Annotated in this window: 20 protein-coding genes; 7 read left to right on the forward strand and 13 right to left on the reverse strand. The window is 66.9% G+C overall.

Annotated features, from left to right (window positions below; translation table 11 throughout):
• The first annotated feature begins 1 nt into the window (after window position 1).
• The 3 genes from QQL87_RS33225 to QQL87_RS33235 are packed head-to-tail and all read left to right on the forward strand — an operon-like array spanning window position 2 to window position 2,826.
• Window positions 2-1,336, forward strand: a complete 1,335-nt coding sequence (locus QQL87_RS33225) for a BCD family MFS transporter (protein ID WP_284423319.1) — start codon at window positions 2-4, stop codon at window positions 1,334-1,336.
• A 3-nt stretch (window positions 1,337-1,339) separates the two neighbouring features.
• A complete protein-coding gene (locus tag QQL87_RS33230; protein ID WP_284423282.1) occupies window positions 1,340-2,551 on the forward strand; it encodes a geranylgeranyl diphosphate reductase in 1,212 nt (403 codons plus the stop codon).
• A gap of 11 nt (window positions 2,552-2,562) precedes the next feature.
• Window positions 2,563-2,826 (forward strand): hypothetical protein, encoded by a 264-nt coding sequence (locus tag QQL87_RS33235; RefSeq protein ID WP_284423281.1) that lies wholly within the window; start codon window positions 2,563-2,565, stop codon window positions 2,824-2,826.
• Window positions 2,827-2,843: 17 nt separating this feature from the next.
• On the opposite strand, the gene QQL87_RS33240 is transcribed toward QQL87_RS33235, so the two are convergent.
• Complete coding sequence (locus QQL87_RS33240) at window positions 2,844-3,248, reverse strand: c-type cytochrome (protein WP_284423318.1); 405 nt, start codon at window positions 3,246-3,248, stop codon at window positions 2,844-2,846.
• Between the two features lie 347 nt (window positions 3,249-3,595).
• On the opposite strand from QQL87_RS33240, the gene ppsR reads away from it, so the two are divergent.
• Window positions 3,596-4,966, forward strand: coding sequence for a transcriptional regulator PpsR (gene ppsR, locus QQL87_RS33245; protein ID WP_284423280.1), 1,371 nt, complete (start codon window positions 3,596-3,598; stop codon window positions 4,964-4,966).
• Window positions 4,967-7,141: a GAF domain-containing protein gene (locus QQL87_RS33250; protein WP_284423279.1), complete on the forward strand. Its 2,175-nt coding sequence runs from the start codon at window positions 4,967-4,969 to the stop codon at window positions 7,139-7,141.
• Window positions 7,142-7,417: 276 nt separating this feature from the next.
• On the opposite strand, the gene QQL87_RS33255 is transcribed toward QQL87_RS33250, so the two are convergent.
• The 12 genes from QQL87_RS33255 to QQL87_RS33310 form a co-directional block, all read right to left on the reverse strand.
• A complete protein-coding gene (locus tag QQL87_RS33255; RefSeq protein ID WP_284423278.1) occupies window positions 7,418-8,095 on the reverse strand; it encodes a biliverdin-producing heme oxygenase in 678 nt (225 codons plus the stop codon).
• A gap of 18 nt (window positions 8,096-8,113) precedes the next feature.
• Window positions 8,114-9,040 carry a photosynthetic reaction center subunit M gene (gene pufM, locus QQL87_RS33260; RefSeq protein WP_284423277.1) on the reverse strand — a complete coding sequence of 309 codons (927 nt, stop codon included), beginning with the start codon at window positions 9,038-9,040 and terminating at the stop codon, window positions 8,114-8,116.
• Between the two features lie 18 nt (window positions 9,041-9,058).
• Complete coding sequence (pufL, locus tag QQL87_RS33265) at window positions 9,059-9,901, reverse strand: photosynthetic reaction center subunit L (protein WP_284423276.1); 843 nt, start codon at window positions 9,899-9,901, stop codon at window positions 9,059-9,061.
• Window positions 9,902-10,061: 160 nt separating this feature from the next.
• A complete protein-coding gene (pufA, locus tag QQL87_RS33270) occupies window positions 10,062-10,250 on the reverse strand; it encodes a light-harvesting antenna LH1, alpha subunit (RefSeq protein WP_284423275.1) in 189 nt (62 codons plus the stop codon).
• Between the two features lie 16 nt (window positions 10,251-10,266).
• Window positions 10,267-10,497: a light-harvesting antenna LH1, beta subunit gene (gene pufB, locus QQL87_RS33275; protein ID WP_284423274.1), complete on the reverse strand. Its 231-nt coding sequence runs from the start codon at window positions 10,495-10,497 to the stop codon at window positions 10,267-10,269.
• Window positions 10,498-10,667: 170 nt separating this feature from the next.
• The gene (locus QQL87_RS33280; RefSeq protein WP_284423273.1) at window positions 10,668-10,895 is read right to left on the reverse strand and encodes a hypothetical protein; all 228 of its coding nucleotides are present in this window, start codon (window positions 10,893-10,895) and stop codon (window positions 10,668-10,670) included.
• 33 nt (window positions 10,896-10,928) lie between these two features.
• Window positions 10,929-12,380: a chlorophyllide a reductase subunit Z gene (gene bchZ / locus QQL87_RS33285; protein WP_284423272.1), complete on the reverse strand. Its 1,452-nt coding sequence runs from the start codon at window positions 12,378-12,380 to the stop codon at window positions 10,929-10,931.
• Window positions 12,380-13,930: a chlorophyllide a reductase subunit Y gene (gene bchY / locus QQL87_RS33290; protein WP_284423271.1), complete on the reverse strand. Its 1,551-nt coding sequence runs from the start codon at window positions 13,928-13,930 to the stop codon at window positions 12,380-12,382. Before bchY ends, bchZ begins: the two co-directional genes overlap by 1 nt.
• A 31-nt stretch (window positions 13,931-13,961) precedes the next feature.
• A complete protein-coding gene (locus tag QQL87_RS33295; RefSeq protein WP_284423270.1) occupies window positions 13,962-14,960 on the reverse strand; it encodes a chlorophyllide a reductase iron protein subunit X in 999 nt (332 codons plus the stop codon).
• On the reverse strand, window positions 14,957-15,898 hold the full coding sequence (gene bchC, locus QQL87_RS33300) for a chlorophyll synthesis pathway protein BchC (RefSeq protein ID WP_284423269.1): 942 nt from the start codon (window positions 15,896-15,898) through the stop codon (window positions 14,957-14,959). Before bchC ends, QQL87_RS33295 begins: the two co-directional genes overlap by 4 nt.
• 89 nt (window positions 15,899-15,987) lie before the next feature.
• Window positions 15,988-17,133 carry a methyltransferase gene (locus tag QQL87_RS33305; RefSeq protein WP_284423268.1) on the reverse strand — a complete coding sequence of 382 codons (1,146 nt, stop codon included), beginning with the start codon at window positions 17,131-17,133 and terminating at the stop codon, window positions 15,988-15,990.
• A 336-nt stretch (window positions 17,134-17,469) separates the two neighbouring features.
• Window positions 17,470-18,339 (reverse strand): polyprenyl synthetase family protein, encoded by an 870-nt coding sequence (locus tag QQL87_RS33310; protein ID WP_284423267.1) that lies wholly within the window; start codon window positions 18,337-18,339, stop codon window positions 17,470-17,472.
• Window positions 18,340-18,436: 97 nt separating this feature from the next.
• Here QQL87_RS33310 and crtD point away from each other — a divergent pair, with 97 nt between their 5' ends.
• Window positions 18,437-19,990 carry a 1-hydroxycarotenoid 3,4-desaturase CrtD gene (crtD, locus tag QQL87_RS33315; protein WP_349817309.1) on the forward strand — a complete coding sequence of 518 codons (1,554 nt, stop codon included), beginning with the start codon at window positions 18,437-18,439 and terminating at the stop codon, window positions 19,988-19,990.
• Window positions 19,987-20,862 (forward strand): carotenoid 1,2-hydratase family protein, encoded by an 876-nt coding sequence (locus QQL87_RS33320; protein ID WP_502871249.1) that lies wholly within the window; start codon window positions 19,987-19,989, stop codon window positions 20,860-20,862. The genes crtD and QQL87_RS33320 overlap by 4 nt, the downstream gene beginning before the upstream one ends.
• Window positions 20,863-21,116 lie beyond the last annotated feature (254 nt).

The following is a 21,116-nucleotide window of genomic DNA, read 5'->3' on the forward strand; positions in this document are numbered from 1 at the left end:
GATGAACTCAGCCTCGCCTGCTCACCTCTCCTGGTTCGGCATCGTCAGGCTCGGCCTGGTGCAGACCGCGCTCGGCGCTGTCGTCGTGCTGACGACGTCGACACTGAACCGCGTGATGGTGATCGAGCTCGCTTTGCCGGCGATGATTCCGGGACTGCTGGTGGCGATCCACTATGCCATGCAGGTGCTCAGGCCCTGGCTCGGCCACGGCTCCGATGTCGGCGGCCGCCGCTTCGCCTGGATCGTCGGCGGCATGGCCGTGCTCGCCTCCGGCGGACTGCTGGCCGCCGTCGCCACCGCGCTGATGGCGACCCAGCTCATTCTCGGGCTCGTCGTGGCCGTGATCGCCTTCATCCTGATCGGCATCGGCGTCGGCGCCGCCGGCACCTCGCTGCTGGTGCTGCTCGCCAAGCGCACCGCGCCGGAGCGGCGCAGCGCCGCCGCCTCGATCGCCTGGATCATGATGATCACAGGCTTCATCGTCACCACGGCGGTGGCCGGCAAGGCGCTCGATCCGTTCTCGGGCGAGCGGCTGGTGATGGTGTCGGGCACGGTCTCCGCCATCGCCATGGTGCTGACTCTGCTCGGCGTCTGGGGCATCGAGCAGCCGGCAATTTCCGCAGCGGCGATCTCCGCCGCCGCCGAGCGCGGCGGCTTCATGGAGGATTTCCGCGAGATCTGCCGCGAGCCGCAGGCGCGGCGCTTCGCGATCTTCATCTTCGTATCGATGCTCGCCTACAGCGCGCAGGACCTGATCCTGGAGCCGTTTGCCGGCAGCGTGTTCGGCATGACGCCGGGCCAGACCACTCAGCTCTCCTCGGTGCAGCACATGGGCGCGCTGATCGGCATGATCCTGATGCCGGCGATGGCAAGCCTGCATGCCGACTGGCGGACGCGGCCGCAGCCCTGGATCATCGGCGGCTGCCTCGCCTCGGCGCTGGCGCTGCTCAGCCTCGTCGCGGCCGCCACGGTCGGCCCGGCCTGGCCGCTGCGCGCCTCGGTGCTGCTGCTCGGCATCACCAACGGCGTCTACGCGATCGCGGCGATCGGCGCGATGATGAACATGGTCAGCGAAGGCCGCGACAACCGCGAAGGCACGCGCATGGGCCTGTGGGGCGCCTCGCAGGCGATCTCGTTCGGCATCGGCGGCTTCGTCGGTACGGCAGCGGCCGACGCCGCGCGCCACTTCATGCCCACCACCGCCTCGGCCTATGCGGCGGTGTTCGCCGCGGAGGCCGCACTGTTCGTCCTCTCGGCCTGGCTCGCGATCTGGATCAAGAGCCCACGCGAGGCTCGATCGAGCCTTGCACCGCAGCCGGCCAACATCGGAGCCTGAACGATGACCTCCTCTTCCAGCCCGGAAACCTTCGACGTGGTGGTCATCGGCGGCGGCCCCGCCGGGGCGACCGCGGCCAACGACCTCGCCGGCAAGGGCCAGCGCGTGCTGCTGCTCGACAAGGCCGGCCGCATCAAGCCCTGCGGCGGCGCGATTCCGCCGCGGCTGATCGCCGAGTTCGAGATTCCCGACCATCTGCTGGTGGCACGCATTTCGTCCGCCCGCATGGTGTCGCCGAGCAGCCGCGACGTCGACATGCCGATCGACGGCGGTTTCGTCGGCATGGTCGACCGCGAGCATTTCGACGAATGGCTGCGCACGCGCGCCGCAGACGCCGGCGCGATCCGCCGAACCGGCACGTTCAGCCGGATCGCGCGCGATGCCGACGGCACCGCCGTCGTGCATTACGAGCGGCGCATGGACGATGGCAGCCAGCGGCCGGACAGCGTGCGGGCCCGCGCGGTGATCGGCGCCGATGGCGCGGTGTCAGCGGTGGCGCGGCAGTGCATCCCGGGCGCGGACGAGATCCGCTACGTCTTCGCCTATCATGAGATCGTGCGCTCGCCAGATCCGGGCCATCCGCTGTTCGACGCGACGCGCTGCGACGTCGTCTATCGCGGCAAGCTCTCGCCGGATTTCTACAGCTGGGTGTTCCCGCACGGGCCGACCACCAGCATCGGCACCGGCAGCGCCTGCAAGGGGTTCTCGCTGCGCGGCTCGGTCGCCGAGTTCCGCAAGGCCGCGGCGCTCGATCATCTCGAGACGATCCGCCGCGAGGGCGCCCCCATTCCACTGAAGCCGCTGCGGCGCTGGGACAATGGCCGCGACATCGTGCTCGCCGGCGATGCGGCCGGCGTGGTGGCGCCGGCCTCCGGCGAAGGGATCTATTACGCGATGGCCGGCGGCCGCGCCGCTGCCGATGCGGTTGCGCTGTTCCTGAAGACTGGCGACGCCGCTGCGCTGACGACGGCCCGCAAGGTCTTCATGCGCAAGCATGGCGCGGTGTTCTTCATCCTCGGCATGATGCAGCGCTACTGGTACACGAACGATGCCCGCCGCGAGCGCTTCGTCGCCATCTGCCGTGACCGCGACGTGCAGCAGCTCACCTGGGACGCCTACATGAACAAGGAGCTGGTGCGCGCCAAGCCGCTGTCGCATGTGCGGATCTTCTTCAAGAACATCGCGCATCTGACCGGGCTTGCGAAGGCGGCCTAGCGGCTCGCGTGATGGATGAGCTGTTTCGCAGCCCGCATCTGGTCGACCTGATTCTCGTGGTCGTCGCCGTCGAGCTGATCGCCGTCACGTTGATCTGGCGGCGGCGCCGCCGCGGCATCCCTCCGCGGGCCTTGCTGCCGAATCTGCTGGCTGGCGTCTTCCTGTTGCTTGCGGTGCGCTGCGCGCTGACGGACGCACCGTGGTTCTGGCTTGCGGCCTGTCTGGCGGCATCCGGTCTCGCCAACGCCGCCGATCTGCGGCAGCGCTGGCTATGAGGTCCGACCGATGCCGATCACTTCTTCTCGGAGAACGTCTTCAGATAGGCGATGACGTCCTTGCGCTGCTGCTCGTTGGCGAGCTTGAACACCATCTTGGTCGAGCCGGTAGCCTGGTCCGCCTTGCCCTTCTCGGTCAGGTATTTCTTGAGGAAGGCACTGGGATCGACGAGATATTCGAAGATGTTGTCGTCAGTCCAGACCAGCCCGGCCTCGCCGGCATGCTTGTTGAGATCCGAATAGGCGAAGCCCGGAGCGGTCCCCGTCGGGCGGCCGACCACCCCGGTCAGGACCGGGCCCACGGCATTCTTCGCATCGGGGCCGATACGGTGGCAGGTCATGCATTGCTTGAAGACCTGTTCGCCCTTCGCAGCGTCGCCGCCGTCCAGCGCGAATGCCGCACCTGCCGACGTTGCAACCATCACCGCCGCAACCAAACTCGATCTCAGCATCATCCATCCTCTCCTGATCTGCCATTTTGTTAGTGTACGTGACTTCCTCCTTACAGGTATCAATGTCATGTGGTCTTGTCATGCCCGCTTCATGCAAAAGTGAGCGAATAAGTCGCAGTTCGAACATGCAATAAGCGCGGGAATACCAACGAAAGTAGCCTGCCCGGAAATAAGCCTTGACACTGAAGGCGCTGCGTGGACTAACGACATCATCAAGACTCTCAATACGTTAGCGGGACGCGGCGCAATACCTTCAAAATGCGCGCCACACTGATTGGCCGCGATCCGCCGGACGTATCCAACGGGTGCCTAAGAGCATGGCCGAGTTTCACGGTCCACGACCCGACGTGACACTGCTTCTCGACATGGACGGCGTGATCCGTGAGGCCACGCTGTCTCCGAACATGTCAGCCGAGAATGTCGACGCCTGGCTCGGCCGCCCCTGGTCCGAGATCGTCGATGATGCGAGCGAGAAGATCGAACGCATCATGCAGGACACCAAGCGGACCGGCATCTCCGCGTTCCGCCAGATCACGCAGCGGTTCCCGAGCGGCCTCGAGCTGCCGATGGAATTCACCACCGTCCTGCTCGGTGGTCGCGCCGGCATGCTGGCGATCGGCAAGAATCTGCAGGCGGTCGCAGAACTCCAGGCGCGGCTGATCTCGGCCCAGCAGACCATCGAGCGTGATTACTGGCGACTGCGCGAGATCGAAACGCGCTACCGGCTCGTCATCGAGGATTCGAACGAGGCCGTGCTTCTGGCGAAGGTGTCGGACCTGCGTATCGTCGAAGCCAACCGCACAGCCACGGCCGCGCTGGGAACCTCGAGCCGCCGCAGGGACAATCTGGTCGGCCGTGATTTCCTGCAGGAGATCCCTGCCAAGGACCGCGAGCCCGTGGAACTGATGCTGCGGCGTGTCCGCGACCAGGGCAAGGCGCCGGGAATCGTGATTCACCTCAGCGAGGATGCTGCGCCCTGGATGCTCAGGGGATCGCTGATGACCAGCGATAACGCACCCATGTTCCTGCTGCAGATGGCCCCGATCGGCAAGGCCGCGCAGCCCAGCCCGGTGACGGACGATCCGGAGGCGCTGATCGACAATCTTCCTGACGCGGTCATCAGCATCGACGGCGCAGGCGCCATCAAGCGCGCCAATCGCGCGTTCCTGGAACTGGTCGAGGTCGGATCGAAAGACGCGCTCCTCGACGAGAAGCTGAGCCGATGGTTGCTCCGCCCGGGCGCCGACCTTTCGGTGCTGGTCTCCAATGTCGAGCGCCACGGCACTGTCCGGATGCTGTCGACGACGATCCAGGGCGAGCTTGGAACCGAGACGGAGGTCGAGATCTCCGCTGCAGCCTATGGCACGGATGGGCTGCGCCGGATCTGCATCGTGCTGCGCAATGTCGCCAGGAGGTTGTCGCCGACGGCGGAGCATGACAATCTCAGGACAGCGCTCGCCGCCCTGAACGAATCGGTCGGCAAAACTCCGCTGCGCAAGCTGGTGAAGAGCACGGTTGAAGTCGTTGAACAGCATTACGTCCGCGCCGCGCTTGAGCTCGCCAACGGGAACCGAACGTCGGCCGCGGAAATTCTCGGACTCAGCCGGCAGAGCCTTTACGCCAAGCTCGATAGGTATAATCTCACGCAATCAGAAGAAGACGGCGAGGAAACCGAAAAGGGGAGCTAGTTGCCCGTTCCGCTGACAACGCCAGCCTTCGGCCACGCTACTCTTACCAATTGCGAGCGCGAGCAGATCCATCTCGCAGGCTCGATCCAGCCGCACGGCGTTCTGCTGGCGATCAAGGAACCCGACAATGTCGTGATCCAGGCCAGCGTCAATGCTGCGGCCTTCCTCGGGACGAACGCTGTCGTCGGGCGGCCCCTCCGGGACCTGGGAGGCGACCTGCCGTTCCAGATCCTGCCTCATCTCGCCGGGCCGCTGCACCTCAAACCGATGACCCTGCGATGCACGGCGGGCTCGCCGCCGCGCCGGGTCGACTGCACGATTCATCGCCCCTCGAACGGCGGACTGACCGTCGAGCTGGAACCGGCGACGCAGACCACCAACATCGCGCCTGCCCTGGATGGTGCGTTCCACCACATCACCTCGGCATCGTCTCTGCTCGGCCTGAGCGACGAAACCGCGACGATCTTCAAGGAGATCACCGGCTACGACCGCGTCATGGTCTATCGCTTCGACGAAGAAGGGCACGGCGAGGTGCTGTCGGAACGGCGGCGCCCGGATCTGGAAGCCTTTCTCGGCAACCGCTATCCGGCCTCCGACATTCCGCAGATTGCCCGGAGGCTCTACGAGCGCAACCGCGTGCGCCTGCTGGTCGATGTCAACTACACGCCGGTGCCGTTGCAGCCGCGCATCTCGCCGCTCAACGGACGCGACCTCGACATGTCCTTGAGCTGCCTGCGCAGCATGTCGCCGATCCACCAGAAATATCTTCAGAACATGGGTGTCGGCGCGACGCTGGTCTGCTCGCTCATGGTTAGCGGCAAGCTGTGGGGGCTGATCGCCTGCCACCATTACGAGCCGCGCTTCCTGCCGTTCGACATCCGCGCCGCCTGCGAGGCGCTCGCCGAAACCTGCGCGATCCGCATCGCGGCGCTGGAGAGCTTTGCCCAGAGTCATTCCGAATTGGTGGTCCGCCGGCTGGAGCAGCGGCTGGTGGAGGCCGTCTCGCGGGACGGCGAATGGCAGACCGCGCTGTTCGACGGGGCGCAATCGCTGCTGCAGCCATTGGGCGCGAGCGGGGCGGCGCTGCTGTTCGAGGGCCAGGTCACGACCGCGGGCGACGTCCCCTCGACGCAGCGCATCCGCGACCTCGCCGCATGGCTCGATCGCAGCCGCAAGACGGCAGGCTCCGGGCCGCAGGGGCTCACCGCGACCACGTCGCTGACGCTCGATGAGCCGGGCTTCATGGACCTCCGGGCGAGCGCGAGCGGGCTGATTGCGGCACCTCTATCGGCGAGCGATGGAGAGTATCTGCTGTGGTTCAGGCCGGAGCAGGTCAGGACGGTGACCTGGGGAGGCGATCCGTTGAAGGCGGTCATCATCGGCGACGATCCCTCCGATCTGTCACCGCGCCGCTCCTTCGCGCAATGGCACCAGGTCGTCGAAGGCAAATCCGAGCCATGGTCCGTGGCGGAGCTGGCCTCCGCCCGCTTGATCAGCGAGACGGTGGCCGACGTGGCGCTGCAGCTGCGCTCGGTCCGGATGGTGATCGCACAGGACCAGCTCGCGACGATCAGCGGCCAGGTGCTGCGCTCGGAGCAACCCGTCATCATCGCCGACGTCGAGGGCCGCATCCTGCTGCTGAACGAGGCGTTCGAACAGCAGCTGCGCACCACCCATCCGCACATTCCGCATCTGCGCGATCTCGGCAGCTACTTCGCGGCGCCGGCGGAATTCCGCGCCAGTCTCGACGACCTCATGCGCAACAAGCGGAGCTGGCGCGGCGAGCTGATGCTTGCCGGCGGCACCTCGCCGCCACGGCCCCTGATGGTCCGCGCGGATCCCGTGATCGCGCCGCAAGACCGCGTGCTCGGCTTCGTTCTGATCTTCTCGGACCTGGCCGAGCGCAAGGCGGCCGAAGCGGCAAGGGCCCGCTTCCAGGAAGAGATCGACGGCAAGCGCAGGCCGAGCCTCCGGCTCGATCAGAGCGCGAGCCTGATCTACAAGGAGCTGGCGGCCTCGACGGTGGAGAATGCCCAGCTCGCCGCGCTCGAAGTGACGCACGGCGCGCAGGCCGGAAGCATGCCGGAGATGCTGGAGAGCATCCGGAATTCGACCGCCCGGACGCTCGAGATCATCGAGCACCTGGTGTGGTATCGCTCGCAGAGCGAGGAGTGAAGAGAACTCCGGCTGCGTTCGCTGGCTCGACGACCAAGCTGCTCATGCGATGCCCCGAACCTCTCCACGCGTCATTCCGGGGCATTCGCGCGCAAAACGGCGAAGCCGTTCTGAAGCAGCGCAAATGAGCCCGGACTCCATAACCACAGGACGTGGTAGGTCGAAGACGAGCGCCACGCGCATCTGCACCCTCATGACCGGTCGTCGCTATGGATTCCGGGCTCGCGCGTTCCGCGCGCCCCGGAATGACGCGTGGAGAGAGCGCTTGCCCAGATCTCAAATCCCGAGGCCGGCCGTCGCCTGCAGCGCCTGCGAAAGCGCGATGTTCAGCTGGAACGCCGTGGCGGCCTCCTCGACGACGGCGTCGTGATCGGCCATCGCGGCGCCGGCCTGCTCCAGCGCGGCGCGGTAGGCGTCCTTGAAGTGCGGGATATCGGCAATGGCGGGAAACTCATAGAACGACAGCGCCTCGGGCTGCAAATCGAGCGAGCGCGCGAGAATCTTCTTGATGATCTGGCCGCCGCTGAGATCGCCGAGATAGCGCGTATAGGCGTGCGCCAGCAACGGATGGCCGGAGCCGGATCCTGCCTCCTGGATGGCGCGGACATAGGCGATCGCTTCCGGCAGCCGCGGCAGATCGCTCGCATCGAGCTGCGCGAGATCGGCCTTGATCGCTGCGCTCCGGTGCAGCTGCGGCCGCACGATGCCGCCGACGACCGGCGTCCCTTCGTGCCGCAGCAATTCCGCCTCGAGCGCTTCATAGACCGGCAGCAGATTGCGCAGCAGCAGCGCGTACGCAGGCACCGTGCCGCGACCGCGCAACAGCTCGGCGACGATCCCGGTCCGTTCGGCGGTCACGTGCAGCGCCTTGGTCCGCTCACGCATGGCCTCCAAAAGACTGGCCGGGCGCGTGCTGCGCCCGGCCATTTCGTTCTGATCAACTCTGTCCAGCATCTTGAAGACCTGCAAGGCTCAGCGCGGCGGCGCCAGCCCGTGCTTCACGCCCCATTCGAACCAGTTATCGACAACGGTGCCTGACAGTAGGATACCGATGCCTCCGGTCAAGGTGCAAAGCACGGCGAACCACCAGGCCCAGCGATGGATCGACTCGGCCGTCGCATTGAAGCCCATCGTCCAGCGCCAGAACAGCGCACCACGTTCGAAGGCCGTGCCGCGGTCGACGATCTGCTCGAGCTCACGCTCGCCGCCGTAGCGGCTGATCGCCAGCACCGTCGCACCATGCATCGCGAACAACAGCGCCGATCCGTACAGGAAGGCGATCGAGAGCATGTGGAACGGGTTGTAGAACAGGTTGCCGTGGGTGATGGAGAAGTTGTTGGTCCAGTCGAGGTGCGGGAAGATGCCGAACGGCACCGCCTCGCTCCAGCTGCCCATCAGGATCGGCCGGATGAAGCCGAGCACCAGATAAAGCCAGATCGCCGACGCGAACGCCCACGACACATGCGTGCCGAGGCCGAGCGCCCGGGCGCGGCGGTAGGTGCGGGCCCACCACAACAGGATCGACGTCGTCAGGAAGAAGCCGGCCATCAGCCACCAGCCGCCTTCCTGCAGCGGCGGGAAGATCTGAAGGCCGTATTCCGGCGCCGGCGGTTGCAGCGACAGCCACGGGAACTGGCGGATGAACTCCAGCGGGCTCCAGTTCACCGACGCCAGCATGTTGAGACCGATGATCTCGATCGCAACGAAGCCGGACATCAGCGAGGCGAGGCCGAGGAAGCCGAGATACACCGGGCCGACCTGCGCGTCGCCGAGCTTGCCGAGCCAGTAGTTGAAGCTGCCCTTGCCGAGCCGCTCCCACACGCCGGGCTCGATCGGGATGCCCGGATAGATCGCACTGCGGACTTGGATCTGCGTGAAGATGTTCTGGTATTGGGCCATGACGACCTCTCCTTCAACTCATTGCGGCGACCAGATCGGGACCTTGCGCCACCACTCCCACCAATCCGACCAGGCATTGCCTTCCGGCAGCAGCCAGGCGGGGCCGGAGATGACGATGCAGACCGCGCTGAAGAACACCGCCGCCAGAGCCAGGAACAGGCCGAGGCGGTGAATGCCGAGCGTGCCGATCGAATAGCCGATCAGATCGCGAAACATCGTGTTCTCATGCTCCGGCGACTTCATCTCCTGGCCGCGGCCGGGATTGCTGGCCGACAGGATCAGAGAGCCGTGCAGTGCGAGCGCGAGACACGTGGTGAAGAAGAACGTGATCGCAATCATATGGGCGGGGTTGTAGTGAAAGTTGCCGAACTGATAGCCGGTGTTCGACACCCAATCGAGATGGGTGATGATGCCGTAGGGGAACCCGTAGCTCCACGAGCCCATCAGCACCGGACGGATCACCTCCAGCGTGAAATAGGCGAAGATCGCGAAGGCGAAAGCGAACGGCACGTGATAGCCGATCGCGAGCTTGCGGCAGATCTCGACCTCGCGCAGCGCCCAGGAGACGAACGCGCCGAGGGCGCACACCGTGATGAGCTGCCAGAACCCGCCTTCGGTCAAAGGCGCGAACGACAGCCCGTATTTGGCATCGGGTGGATTGATGCTGATCTGCCAGAGATTCCACGTCGGTCCAAGCGCCGTCGCATAGAGGATCAGCGCCACGCCGACGAAGGTGAAGAAGATCGTCGTCACGCCGAAGAAGCCGACGTAGAACGGTCCGACCCAGAAATCGAAGAGGTCACCGCCGATCAACGTGCCGCCGCGGACGCGGTATTTTCGTTCAAAGCTGAGCATTGCCATCGGTCCTGCCTCCGCTGCCCGTCGCTCGATAGACTACATGTCGTGTCGTAGACTCGTGAATGTCGGGATCGTGAATGTCGTGAGCGGTGTAGAGTGGGAAGCGGGCGGGCAAGGTCTGCCGCCCTGCCATCGTCCGCTTCCCATTGGTCGTGCCTTGGCTCTAGCTGAGCTTCAGCGGAGTCGCCGGATCGGAGATCGACGACGTCTTTGCAGCACGCGGTCCCTCCAGCCAGTTGAACCGGTTGGTGCTGAGCAGGATGAAATGAATCACCAATGCCAGCCCGAACAGGAACACGCCGAGAGCCACAAGAACCCTGCGGGGATCGAACAACAACCACAAGCGCCACATAGTTTTCTCCTTTCGGTCAGGTCAGGTAGGAGAGGACGAGATTGGCGTAGTGGGTCACCCCATCCAGCGCCGCCGCCTTGTAGCCAGTCGGCCCAGGCAGCCAAGGACGCCACATCCAGGCGAGAATGTGGGCGACGATCGCAACCGCCGTGAAGCCCACGAAGCTCGTCATGAAGATGCTATGGAATTCCCTAGCCTCCGATTCGGTCAGCCCCGACAGAGAGCCTCCCTTGTTTGGTTCCACCATAGTAGTACCTCCTGGTGTTGGCCTTTCGGCCGGATGCCGCTCACTGTCGCGAGCGGCGTCGAAGCGCCATCCCGTCGCCGGGATGACATCCGTGCGGCGAGCCGCACGAATTCCTTGCAGAGCTCACAAGGCTGCAACGCGCAGCCGAGTGGCTCGAAACCCGCGGGACCTCACAGCCCCATGAAGGACGAGGTCGCGCAGTTCGCGGCCTTGATCCTTGCTTCACCGACGATCGCGCCGAGCGGCGCGGGCCGGTGTCCCGTGATGATGGAGCCGATCCGGCGCAGCACGCCTTCGACCATCAGCACGACGAAACACACCGCGTAGACCAGGAGATATTCGATCCGCTCGCGCGATCTCGGCGCGACGTCACGATCCATGCGCTCGTATAACGACATCGTCCTCTCCCTCTCCGCCCCATTCTCGTTGCCTTACGCGGCCTGGCCCGTTGCGAGCCGTGACCGCGCATGCGCGAGAACGTCTTCCGTCACCTTGTCCAACCCGGCCTGGCGCGCACCGCGCTCGGCCGCGTCGCGCAGCCGCTTGGCTGCGGAAATCCGCACCAGCACCGGCTCCGTCTCGATGATCTGATCCAGCGCGAGCTTGGCGCCGTCATCCCATGGCAATTCGCGCTCGAGCCGCGACGGCGTTGCCGCGATCTGATCCAGTTGCGTGCCGAGCGGCAGGATGTTGAACAGCGCATCGAACAGCGCGTTGCAGACCTCCTGCACGACATAGGTCGCGCCCGCATAGCCCATGAACGGCGTGCCGGTGTGGCGGCGGATCACGGTGCCCGGGAACGAGGCCGGGATGTAGATCGAGCGGTTGCCGGCTTCCGCCGCATACATGCGCTCATTGTAGCTGCCGAACAGCACCAGCGGCGGCCGCTCGTGGATGGCCTTGCGGATCGCGTCGTTGTCGGTCTTGGCGCCGGCGCAGCGCGAGATCGCGAAGCTGCAGGGCAGGCCGAGCTCGGTCTCCAGGAAGTTGCGCAGGCCCCGCGCGTAGGTCTCGGATGCGACGATGCCGAAGCTCGCGGTGCCGAAGAAGTCCTGCGTCACCGAGCGCCAGAGATCCCACAGCGGCTTGATCGTAGTGTGCTTCTCACGGGTGATGAACGGCTCGGGATCGAGCCCGAGCAGTTCGCCGAGCGAGCGCAGGAATTTGGTGGTCGAATGCAGCCCGATCGGCGCCTGCAGGTACGGCCGCTCCAATGTCTCGCACAGCAGCCGGCCGAACTCGCGATACATGCAGACGTTGACGTCGGCATCGACCAGCTTCGGCACGTCGGCCAGATGACTGCCGAGCGGAAATACCATGTTGATCTCGGCGCCGATGCCCTCGACCAGGCGACAGATCTCGGCGACATCCGAGGGCATGTTGAAGGTGCCGTAGATCGGCCCGATGATGTTGACGCGCGGCTTCTCGCCGTCCTTGCGCGGCTTGCGCTCGGGGACCTTGCGCAGGCCGTATTCGCTCCACAGCCAGCTGAGCGCACGGTTGGCGCTCTGCCACTGGTCCTCGTCGATGGTGCGTGGCAGGAAGCGCTTGATGTTGGAGCCTTCGGGCGTCACGCCGCCGCCGATCATCTCGGCGATCGAGCCGGTGACGACGACCGCCGGCAGATCCGGATCGAGCGCGCGGCGCGCGCGCTTCATCGCCTGCTCGGTGCCCTTCTGGCCGAGCTCATCCTCGCCCAAACCCGTGACGACGATCGGCAGTTCGTGCGGCGGCAGGCCGTCGGTGTAGTGCAGCACCGAGGTCACCGGCAGATTCTCGCAGCCGACCGGGCCATCGATGATGACCTGCAGGCCTTTGACCGCAGTGAACGCGTAGACCGCCCCCCAATAGCCACCGGCGCGATCGTGGTCGAGGATCAGCATTACACCATCTCCTCGGACTTGCGCTTCTTGGCCTGCGCCGCAACCGCCTTGCGGAACTTGTCGCGGAACTCAGGACGCGCGACAGGTGTGTCCTGCCACACGCCGGCGTTGTCGCCCTCGCCGACGCCCTCGAAGAACTCGCGCATCTCGTCGAAGCGGGCCTTGCCACCGATCGCCGCATTGACGACCTGCGCCAGCGAGCCGGCGCCCGACACGCCGAACAACGGCCGCGCCGAGATCAGGTTGGTGAAGTAGAGCGACGGGATCGCGCGCGCCTTGGCCTTCTGCACGACAGGCGTGGTGCCGATGGCCAGATCAGGCGCATACTCATCGACCGCCGCGAGATCCTGCTCCAGCGAGGCGCGGTACTGCACCCGCACGCCGCGCGCCTCGAGCCAGGCGCAATCGGCCTCCGACCAGCGCGTGCGCGGGCACGCCGTGCCGACATAGCGCAGATCAGCACCGCTCTCGACCAGGAGACGCCCGACCAGGAGCTCCGATCCCTCATAGCCCGACAGCGTGATGCGGCCACGAATGGGCGTCGCCGCAAGCGCCGCGCGAATTGCCGGCAGCACCGCGTTCTTGGCCGCGTCGATCTGCGCGCGCCCGACACCGCAAGTCGTCCCGACGGCTTCCAGCCAATCTGACGTGCCGTCGCAGCCGACCGGCGCCGAGCCGATGATCGGACGGCCCGCCGCCTCGAACTCGCGGATCGAGGCCGTGTAGAACGGATGGATCGCCGCGACCGCCGCGCAATCCAGCGCGCCATAGAGCTCGCGCCATTCGCGCGTCGGCACGGTCGGACCGGCCGCCAAGCCGAGCGGCGCCAGCATCATGCCGATGCCGACGGGATCGGCCGGGAACATCTCACCCAACAGTGTGATGGTCGGCTTGTCGCCCCGCGGCGCCCGCGGCGCCTGCACCGGCCCCTGCTCCGCCTCGCGACGCGCGTAGTTGAGCATCGCGCCGGCCAGCACGTCCTTGGCCTCGGCATGGGTCGGCACCCCAAATCCGGGGACGTCGATGCCGATCACGCGGACGCCGTTGATCTCCTTCGGCAGGATCTGCAGCGGCACGCCCGATGCGGTCGGGACGCAGAGATTGATGATGACGACGCAGTCGTAATTGGCGGGATCGGCGAGCTTGAACACCGCCTCGCGGATGTCCTCGAACAGTTTTCCGGTGACCAGCGTCTCGGAATTGAACGGGACGTAGCCGACGCTGCGCCGCGCGCCATAGAAGTGCGAGGTGAAGGTCAGGCCATAGACGCAGCAGGCCGAGCCCGACAGCACGGTCGCGGTGCGCCGCATGCGCAAGCCGACGCGCAACGAGCCGAACGCCGGGCACATGCTCTGCGGCTGATCGTGCGGCCCGGCCGGATAGTCGGCCGCGTAGCGCGCGAGCACCTCGCTCTTGCCGGCGGCCTCGGCCGCCTTCTTGAGCTCGGCCTTGCCGGCATGGCAGCCGAGCGCCTCGGGCTGCGCCGGCAGAAGGCCTGCCTCTGCGCCGCTCTGCGCGCTGACTGCCTGATGGACTACAGGATCGCTCATTGCACTACATTCCACTCGCCAGCCGATCCCATCACAAATTGTCGTAGATCACTTCGAGCGACGGCTTGGCGACGGCGGTGCTGCCGCACATGTCCTCGAGCGTCGCCTGCTCCAGCACGACGTCGCGACCAGTCTCCGAGGCCTTGAACAGGCCGAGCAGGCCGTCATGCGTCAGGGGATGCGGATGCTGCGGCGGCGCGTCGGCGACATTGGCGGCGAGATGCTCGAACAGCGGCGCCCAGGGCGTGCCGGGCCGGCCGATGATCTGATAGCTCGCGCTCTTGCGCCGGATGTCGTCGTCGGCCGGGATCGAGGCCAGCACCGGAATGCCGGCCGCATCGGCAAAGGCCTGGGCCTCACCGGTGCCGTCATCCTTGTTGATGACGATGCCGGCGACGCCGACATTGCCGCCGAGCTTGCGGAAATACTCCACCGCCGAGCAGACATTGTTGGCGACGTAGAGCGACTGCAGGTCGTTGGAGCCGACGATGATGACCTTCTGGCACATGTCGCGTGCGATCGGCAGGCCGAAGCCGCCGCAGACGACGTCGCCGAGGAAATCCAGCAGCACGTAGTCAAAACCCCAATCGTGGAAGCCGAGCTTCTCGATCAGCTCGAAGCCGTGGATGATGCCGCGTCCGCCGCAGCCGCGGCCGACTTCGGGACCGCCGAGCTCCATCGCGAACACGCCGTCGCGCTTGAAGCAGACATCGCCGATCTTGACCTCTTCACCCGCGAGCTTCTTCTTCGATGAGGTCTCCAGAATGGTCGGGCAGGCGCGGCCGCCGAACAGCAGCGACGTCGTATCGCTCTTCGGATCGCAGCCGATCAGCAGCACCTTCTTGCCCTGCTGCGCCATCATGTAGGACAAATTGGCGAGCGTAAAACTCTTGCCGATGCCGCCCTTGCCGTAGATCGCGATGATCTGCGTGGTCTTCTTCGGCGCAGCCGTTATCGGCGCATCGGGCTCGATCGCCGCTTCGGCACGCAAGGCGTCGGTCATCGCACTGATCTTGGTCGGGGCGTTCATGCTGCAGCTCTCCAGTCCAAGACCATCTTGAGACATGACGGATCGTCGAACGCGGTCCGGTAGGCGCTCTCCGCGGCCTTGGCGTCCGCGTGATGCGTGATCAGGCCGTCCAGCGACAGCCGGCCGGTATCGATGAGGTTGCGCACCACGAGCAGATCGTCGTGCTTCCATTCGGCGGCGACGCGGATCGCCGCCTCGCGCATGAAGGCCGGCGGATAGGAGAAGGTGAGCGGCGCGCTGTAGAAGCCGGCGAGAATGATCTCGCCCCTGGGCGCCAGGCGAGCGATGAGGCTGTCGAGCAGGCCGGCATCACCGCTGGCATCGAGAATCAGGCGATAGTCGCGCTTGCTATCATCAGCGGGATCGATGACGCGGTAGCCCATCGCGCCGGCGGCGCGCTCCGGATTGCTCTCCCACACCACCGGCGGATCGCCGCCCATCGCCATGATCAGCCGCGCCAGCAGGCGACCGAGCACGCCATGGCCGACCACACATTCGGCGCGGCCGTCGCCGCCGATCGCCAGCGCGTGATAGGCGGTGGCCGCCAGCGCCAGCAGCACGCCGTGCTCGCCGATGGCTTCGTCGATCGCAACCACGCGCTGTGCGGGAACGTTGAGGCGCGAGGCGGCGGCGCCGAACAGGCTCTTCACCTCGCCGAAGCAGCGCGCTGCGCCCGGCACGAACACGCGCTCGCCTTTTCGAAAACCGGAATTGCGGTCCGTGTGCGCGACACGCCCCACCGCCTCGTAGCCCGGCACGAGCGGATAGCCCATGCCCGGGAAGGACGGCATCCGCCCTTCGTACAGCAGCCGTTCGGTGCCGGTGCTGATCGCGCTCCATTCGATGTCGACGGTCAGGCAGTCCTGGGCATCCGCCAGCAGCAGCTGCTGCAGCGACAATTCCCTCGGCCTCCCCAGCACAACGGCGATCGCGTCCATAGCCCAACTCCCCGGCGACGCCCGCTTAGTTACGGGTGTCAGGTTAATCCGCCCACTGAGAGTGTCAACATAAATTTACATTCCGAGTGTCAGCTATTCGCGACAATCACGCTGGCGATCAGCGGGATCCGCGTGCGTAGCGTTCGCACCTGCGAGAAGCCTGCCGCGATCAGCAGCTCGCGCAGCCGCGCGGCGCTGCGCGGCCGCCCCTGCCCCATCGCGCGCAGATAGATCTCGAAATAGGCGCTGACGCCGTCGCTGCCGCCGGCCGCATCGCGCATCGGCTCGCCGAGCAGCAGCACGCCCTTGTCGGGCAGGGCCGCGCGCGCCTTCTTGAGCAGCCGCGCCACGGCTTCGTCGTCGTGATCGTGCACGACGCGAATCAGCGAGATCACGTCGGCGCCGGTCGGCAGCGGATCATCGTAGAAGCTGCCGGGGCTGATCGTGACGCGATCGGCGAGCCCGGCCTTGCCGAGACGCTCCTGCGCGATCGCGGCGACCTCCGGCAGATCGAACAGCTGCAGCCGGAGCTGCGGCGCCTGCCGGGCAGCGGCCATGAGAAAGCTGCCGTCGCCGCCGCCGACATCGAGCAGGCAGCGATGGCCGCTCAGGGGATAGGCCGCGAGGACGATGTCGGCGATCATCGGCTGCGACGCCGCCATCAGCGCGGTGTAGGGCGCGACACTGTCGCGCGTCAGCGCATCGCCGCTGTGATCCAGCGCATAAGGCCAGTAATGCGCCAGCCGGCGCTCGCGATCCTGCCCGCGCAGCAGCGCCACGGGATCGCCGAGGTCGGCGTAGAGCGCGGCATGATGCCGGACCATCGCGGCGATGCCGGGATTGCCGAGCAGCGCCGCGCCGAGCGGCCCGAGCCCATAGCGCGCCGCGCCGCGTCGCTCGAGCAATTGCAGCGCGGAGGCAGCCTCGCACAGGCTCTCCATCGCGTCGTCCGGCATCGCCGCGCGCGACGCCAGCGCCGCAACATCGCAGGGTCCGGCCCGCAAGGCTTCGAACAGATCGAGCTGCACGCAGGCGGCCAAGGTCTGCGAATAGACGAAGCCGGCGCAGAGATCGAACAGCTCCGCCGCACGCCTGCGCGCAATCGGCCGCGTCAACGGAAACGCCGCCGCCCAGCGCTGGAACGCCGCACTCGCCAGCAGCCCGTCGCGCCACCCGCGCCAGCGATCACCAAAACTGGTTGCGGCCGGCGTGTCGTGGCGAACGGCGGCAGGCATGACGCTAAGGCTCCAACGACAGAGTTTGCGCTGGCTGACGCAGTTGATAGGTCCGAATGGATCGGCACACGCAGCTGCCCACCCTCCCCTGGAGGGGGAGCGTCGTCGCGCGCGAAGCGCGTGGCGGGGTGCGGTGGGCTCGGAAATCGGTCGTTATGAGTCCCGATGCTCTTGGCTGTGCCTGCCTAGGCCCGCGGGGCATCACCAGCACTGCGCGCGCGGATAGTCTGTCACCCCACCCCGCCGCGCGCTGCGCGCGCGTCGACCCTCCCCCTCCAGGGGAGGGTGGGCACCGCTCGTGTGGTGAGACCGTCGCCACCGCACGCGGCCGGCAGATCACGCCGCCGACTGCGCCAGGCGGCGGGGGACCAGGCGCTTGGCTTCCTGCTCCATCAGCATGCGCAATTCATGAGCATGCTCGCAGGGCGGCATGGTGCGGATGCCGTCTGCGACGAGATCGTGGAGATAGCTGACGGCGCCGGTGAGCCCATAGATCAGCACCGCGTTCGGCCGGCCATGCGCCGCGTCCTGGCCGACGGGCTTGCCCGCTTCCTCTTCGTCGCTCGCCGCGTCGCGGATGTCATCGGCGACCTGATAGGCCTCGCCGATGGTCTCGCCGAGCGTTCGCCACGCCTCCGGATTCTCATGCCCCGCCGCCGCAGCCCCCGAGACCGTGGCCGCAGCGAACAGCGCGCCGGTCTTGGAGCGGTGATAGCGCGACAGATCGATTTCCGGCTCGCATTCCCAGGCCTGTCCGGCGGCAATGCCGTGCGGCACGCCGACGGCGTCGCCGATGGTGGCGATCAGCTGCGCCAGGCGCAACGGCGAGCAGCGCGACTTGGCAAGCGTCTGGAACGCGAGCACGATCAGCGCGTCGCCGGCGAGCACCGCGAGCGGCTCGCCGAACGCGGCATGCACGGAGGGGCGGCCGCGCCGCAGCGAGGCGTTGTCAAAGCACGGCAGATCGTCATGGACCAGCGAGGCGCAGTGCAGCAGCTCGATCGCCGATCCCGCCGCATCCGTCGCCGCCGGCTCGTCGTCGCCACAGGCGGCGGCCACCGCATGACACAGCCGGGGGCGCACCCGCGCGCCCTTGGGAAACACCGCGGCCTGCATGGCGGCCGATAAACGTGGCGGACATCCGGGCCGATCGGCCAGCCCGACCGCTGCGACGAGGGATTTCTCGATCCGGGCCATCACATCCATGTCCGCCTCCCCTGCCGCGAGGCCCACCCGGTCCTCGCGTATGTAAATTACAGCTTACACCCATAGTGTAAATCATGCTAGACATTTCCGACGTCAGATCAGGTGGACGGGAGTGCGAGCAATGGCCGATCACCGCGTGATCGTGGTTGGCGCCGGCATCGCCGGCCTCAGTGCCGCGCTCACCCTCGCCGCGCGCGGCGCGCAGGTGACGGTGCTCGAGCGCGCTCCCGCGCCCGGCGGCAAGATGCGCCAGATCGCGATCGGGCCCGCGCGCATCGACTCCGGCCCCACCGTGTTCACGATGCGCTGGGTGTTCGACGAGCTGTTCGCCGAGATCGGCACCGCACTGGACGATCATCTGACGCTGACCCCGCTCGAGATCCTCGCCCGCCACGCCTGGACGGATCGCCGCACGCTCGACCTGTTCGCCGACGCGGAGCGATCGACTGACGCCATCGGCCATTTCGGCGGACGCAGCGAAGCCGAGGGCTATCGCGCATTCTGCCGCGATGCCCGCCGCATCTTCGAGGTGCTCAGGGATCCCTTCATCCGCACCCCGGCGCCGAGCATGACGCATCTGCTGCGCAATGCCGGTTTCCGCGATCTCACCGCGATCCGCCCGTTCCAGACGCTGTGGAAGGCGCTCGGCGGCTATTTCCGCGATGCCAGACTGCAGCAGCTGTTCGGACGCTACGCCACCTATTGCGGCTCATCGCCGTTCCATGCGCCGGCGACGCTGATGCTGGTGGCGCATGTCGAGCAGTCCGGCGTCTGGCTGATCGACGGCGGGATGCATGAGCTCGCCGCGTGTCTGGCGGCGCTGGCGCGGCGCCATGGCGTCAGCATCCGCTACGACAGCGAGGTCGCAGGCATCGTCACCGATGGCGGCCGCGCCTCCGGCGTGCGCCTCGCCGATGGCGAGCAGATCACGGCCGACGCCGTGATCGCGACCGCAGATGTCGCCGCGCTCGCAGCGGGCCTGTTCGGCGCGGACGCGGCGCGCGCGCTGCCGTCCATCCCGGAATCCGCACGCTCGCTCTCGGCCATGACCTGGAGCTGCATGGCGCGCGCCGACGGCTTTCCGCTGCTCCGCCACAACGTGTTCTTCTCGCGCGACTACCGCGCCGAGTTCGATTCTCTGGTCGACCGCCGCGCGATGCCGGCCGAGCCCACCGTCTATGTCTGCGCGCAGGACCGCGCCGACGATCCGGACGATTCAGGCCGGACCGAGCCGCTGTTCGTGCTGATCAACGCGCCCGCGACCGGCGACCACCACCGCTTCGATTCCTCGGAGATCAGCCAATGTGCCCGCCAGACCTTCGACCTGCTGCAGCGCTGCGGCCTCAGCATCGCGACGACGCCGGAATTGACCCGCGTGACGACGCCGGCGGATTTCAACCGGATGTTTCCGGGCACGGGGGGCGCGCTGTACGGCCGCAGCTCGCACGGCTGGATGGCGTCGTTCCAGCGGCCGGGCGCACAGACCAGGCTGCCGGGCCTCTACGTGGCGGGGGGCAGCGCGCATCCGGGACCGGGCGTGCCGATGGCGGCGCTGTCGGGGCGGATGGCAGCGGCGCGGGCGATTCTCGACCTCGCTTCGACCGCACCGTCACGCCGGACGGCTATGCGTGGTGGTATGTCGACGCGCTGAGCGACGACGGGCAATTCGGGATCACGCTCATCGCCTTTGTCGGCAGCGTGTTCTCGCCCTATTACGCCTGGGCCCGGCGGAGCGGCCCGGCCGATCCCGAGAATCATTGCGCGCTCAACGTCGCCCTCTATGGCGCGCGGGCGCGGCGCTGGGCCATGACCGAGCGCGGCCGCGGCGCCATCGCGCGCGATGCCGAGAGCTTCAGGATTGGCCCGAGCCGCCTGGCGTGGAACGGCCGCGAGCTCGCCATCGAGATCAACGAGGTCGCCGTGCCCTGGCCGCTGCCGCTGCGCGGCAACGTGCGCGTCGTTCCGACCGCACTCAACGAGGTCGCGTTCACGCTGGATTCGAACGGACGCCATCGCTGGCAGCCGATCGCGCCATGCTGCCGCGTGTCGGTCGATTTCGATCATCCGAACCTGCATTGGCGCGGCAACGGCTATTTCGACATCAACCATGGCGATGCGCCGCTGGAGCGCGACTTCCGGAGCTGGCAATGGTCGCGCGCCGCCACCCGCACCGGCACCGTGATCTCCTACGACACGATCGCGCGCGAGGGCGCCGACAAGACGATCGCGCTGCATGTCGATTCCGAGGCCAGGCTGGACCGGATCGCGCCGCTCGCCGCGGCGCCGCTGCCCAGGACGATGTGGCGCATCGATCGCAGCGCCCGCGCAGATGCCGATGCGCCGGTGCGCGTCGTCAGCACGCTGGAGGACGCCCCATTCTATGCCCGCTCCCATCTCGCCGCCAGCATGCGCGGCGAGGACGTCGCAGTCATGCACGAGAGCCTCTCGCTCGACCGCTTCCAGATGCCGATCGTGCAAGCCATGCTGCCGTTCCGGATGCCGCGGCGGAGAGGTCCAGCTTGAGGCGGCGTTGCACTCGTGGACGAACGTAGACGATTTGGTTGCGCAACAAAATGCGGCGTCGTCCCGGACAAGCCGCGACGCGCGACAGCGCGGCGCGGCGCCGATCCGGGACCCATACGCCGCGGCCGTCGTATTGGGCAAAAAGCCAATCGCCAGGGTGCCCCAAACCACTCCCTGGGGGTATGGGTCCCGGGTCAAGCCCCATAGGCGCTAAGATAGTTTTAGCATCATTTGATAGCGACGTTTTCTTCTCG

This window comes from Bradyrhizobium sp. SSBR45G (assembly GCF_030159255.1).
GTDB lineage: Bacteria > Pseudomonadota > Alphaproteobacteria > Rhizobiales > Xanthobacteraceae > Bradyrhizobium.

Bases quoted from the DNA above. Each gene is read 5' to 3' on its own strand.
- QQL87_RS33240 (WP_284423318.1), bottom strand. From the start codon at position 3,248: ATGGTTGCAACGTCGGCAGGTGCGGCATTCGCGCTGGACGGCGGCGAC.
- QQL87_RS33255 (WP_284423278.1), bottom strand. From the start codon at position 8,095: ATGCTGGACAGAGTTGATCAGAACGAAATGGCCGGGCGCAGCACGCGC.
- QQL87_RS33235 (WP_284423281.1), top strand. From the start codon at position 2,563: ATGGATGAGCTGTTTCGCAGCCCGCATCTGGTCGACCTGATTCTCGTG.
- ppsR (WP_284423280.1), top strand. From the start codon at position 3,596: ATGGCCGAGTTTCACGGTCCACGACCCGACGTGACACTGCTTCTCGAC.
- bchY (WP_284423271.1), bottom strand. From the start codon at position 13,930: ATGAGCGATCCTGTAGTCCATCAGGCAGTCAGCGCGCAGAGCGGCGCA.
- QQL87_RS33305 (WP_284423268.1), bottom strand. From the start codon at position 17,133: ATGCCTGCCGCCGTTCGCCACGACACGCCGGCCGCAACCAGTTTTGGT.
- pufM (WP_284423277.1), bottom strand. From the start codon at position 9,040: ATGGCCCAATACCAGAACATCTTCACGCAGATCCAAGTCCGCAGTGCG.
- QQL87_RS33295 (WP_284423270.1), bottom strand. From the start codon at position 14,960: ATGAACGCCCCGACCAAGATCAGTGCGATGACCGACGCCTTGCGTGCC.
- QQL87_RS33230 (WP_284423282.1), top strand. From the start codon at position 1,340: ATGACCTCCTCTTCCAGCCCGGAAACCTTCGACGTGGTGGTCATCGGC.
- pufL (WP_284423276.1), bottom strand. From the start codon at position 9,901: ATGGCAATGCTCAGCTTTGAACGAAAATACCGCGTCCGCGGCGGCACG.
- QQL87_RS33280 (WP_284423273.1), bottom strand. From the start codon at position 10,895: ATGTCGTTATACGAGCGCATGGATCGTGACGTCGCGCCGAGATCGCGC.
- pufB (WP_284423274.1), bottom strand. From the start codon at position 10,497: ATGGTGGAACCAAACAAGGGAGGCTCTCTGTCGGGGCTGACCGAATCG.
- QQL87_RS33225 (WP_284423319.1), top strand. From the start codon at position 2: ATGAACTCAGCCTCGCCTGCTCACCTCTCCTGGTTCGGCATCGTCAGG.
- bchC (WP_284423269.1), bottom strand. From the start codon at position 15,898: ATGGACGCGATCGCCGTTGTGCTGGGGAGGCCGAGGGAATTGTCGCTG.
- bchZ (WP_284423272.1), bottom strand. From the start codon at position 12,380: ATGCTGATCCTCGACCACGATCGCGCCGGTGGCTATTGGGGGGCGGTC.
- pufA (WP_284423275.1), bottom strand. From the start codon at position 10,250: ATGTGGCGCTTGTGGTTGTTGTTCGATCCCCGCAGGGTTCTTGTGGCT.
- QQL87_RS33310 (WP_284423267.1), bottom strand. From the start codon at position 18,339: ATGGATGTGATGGCCCGGATCGAGAAATCCCTCGTCGCAGCGGTCGGG.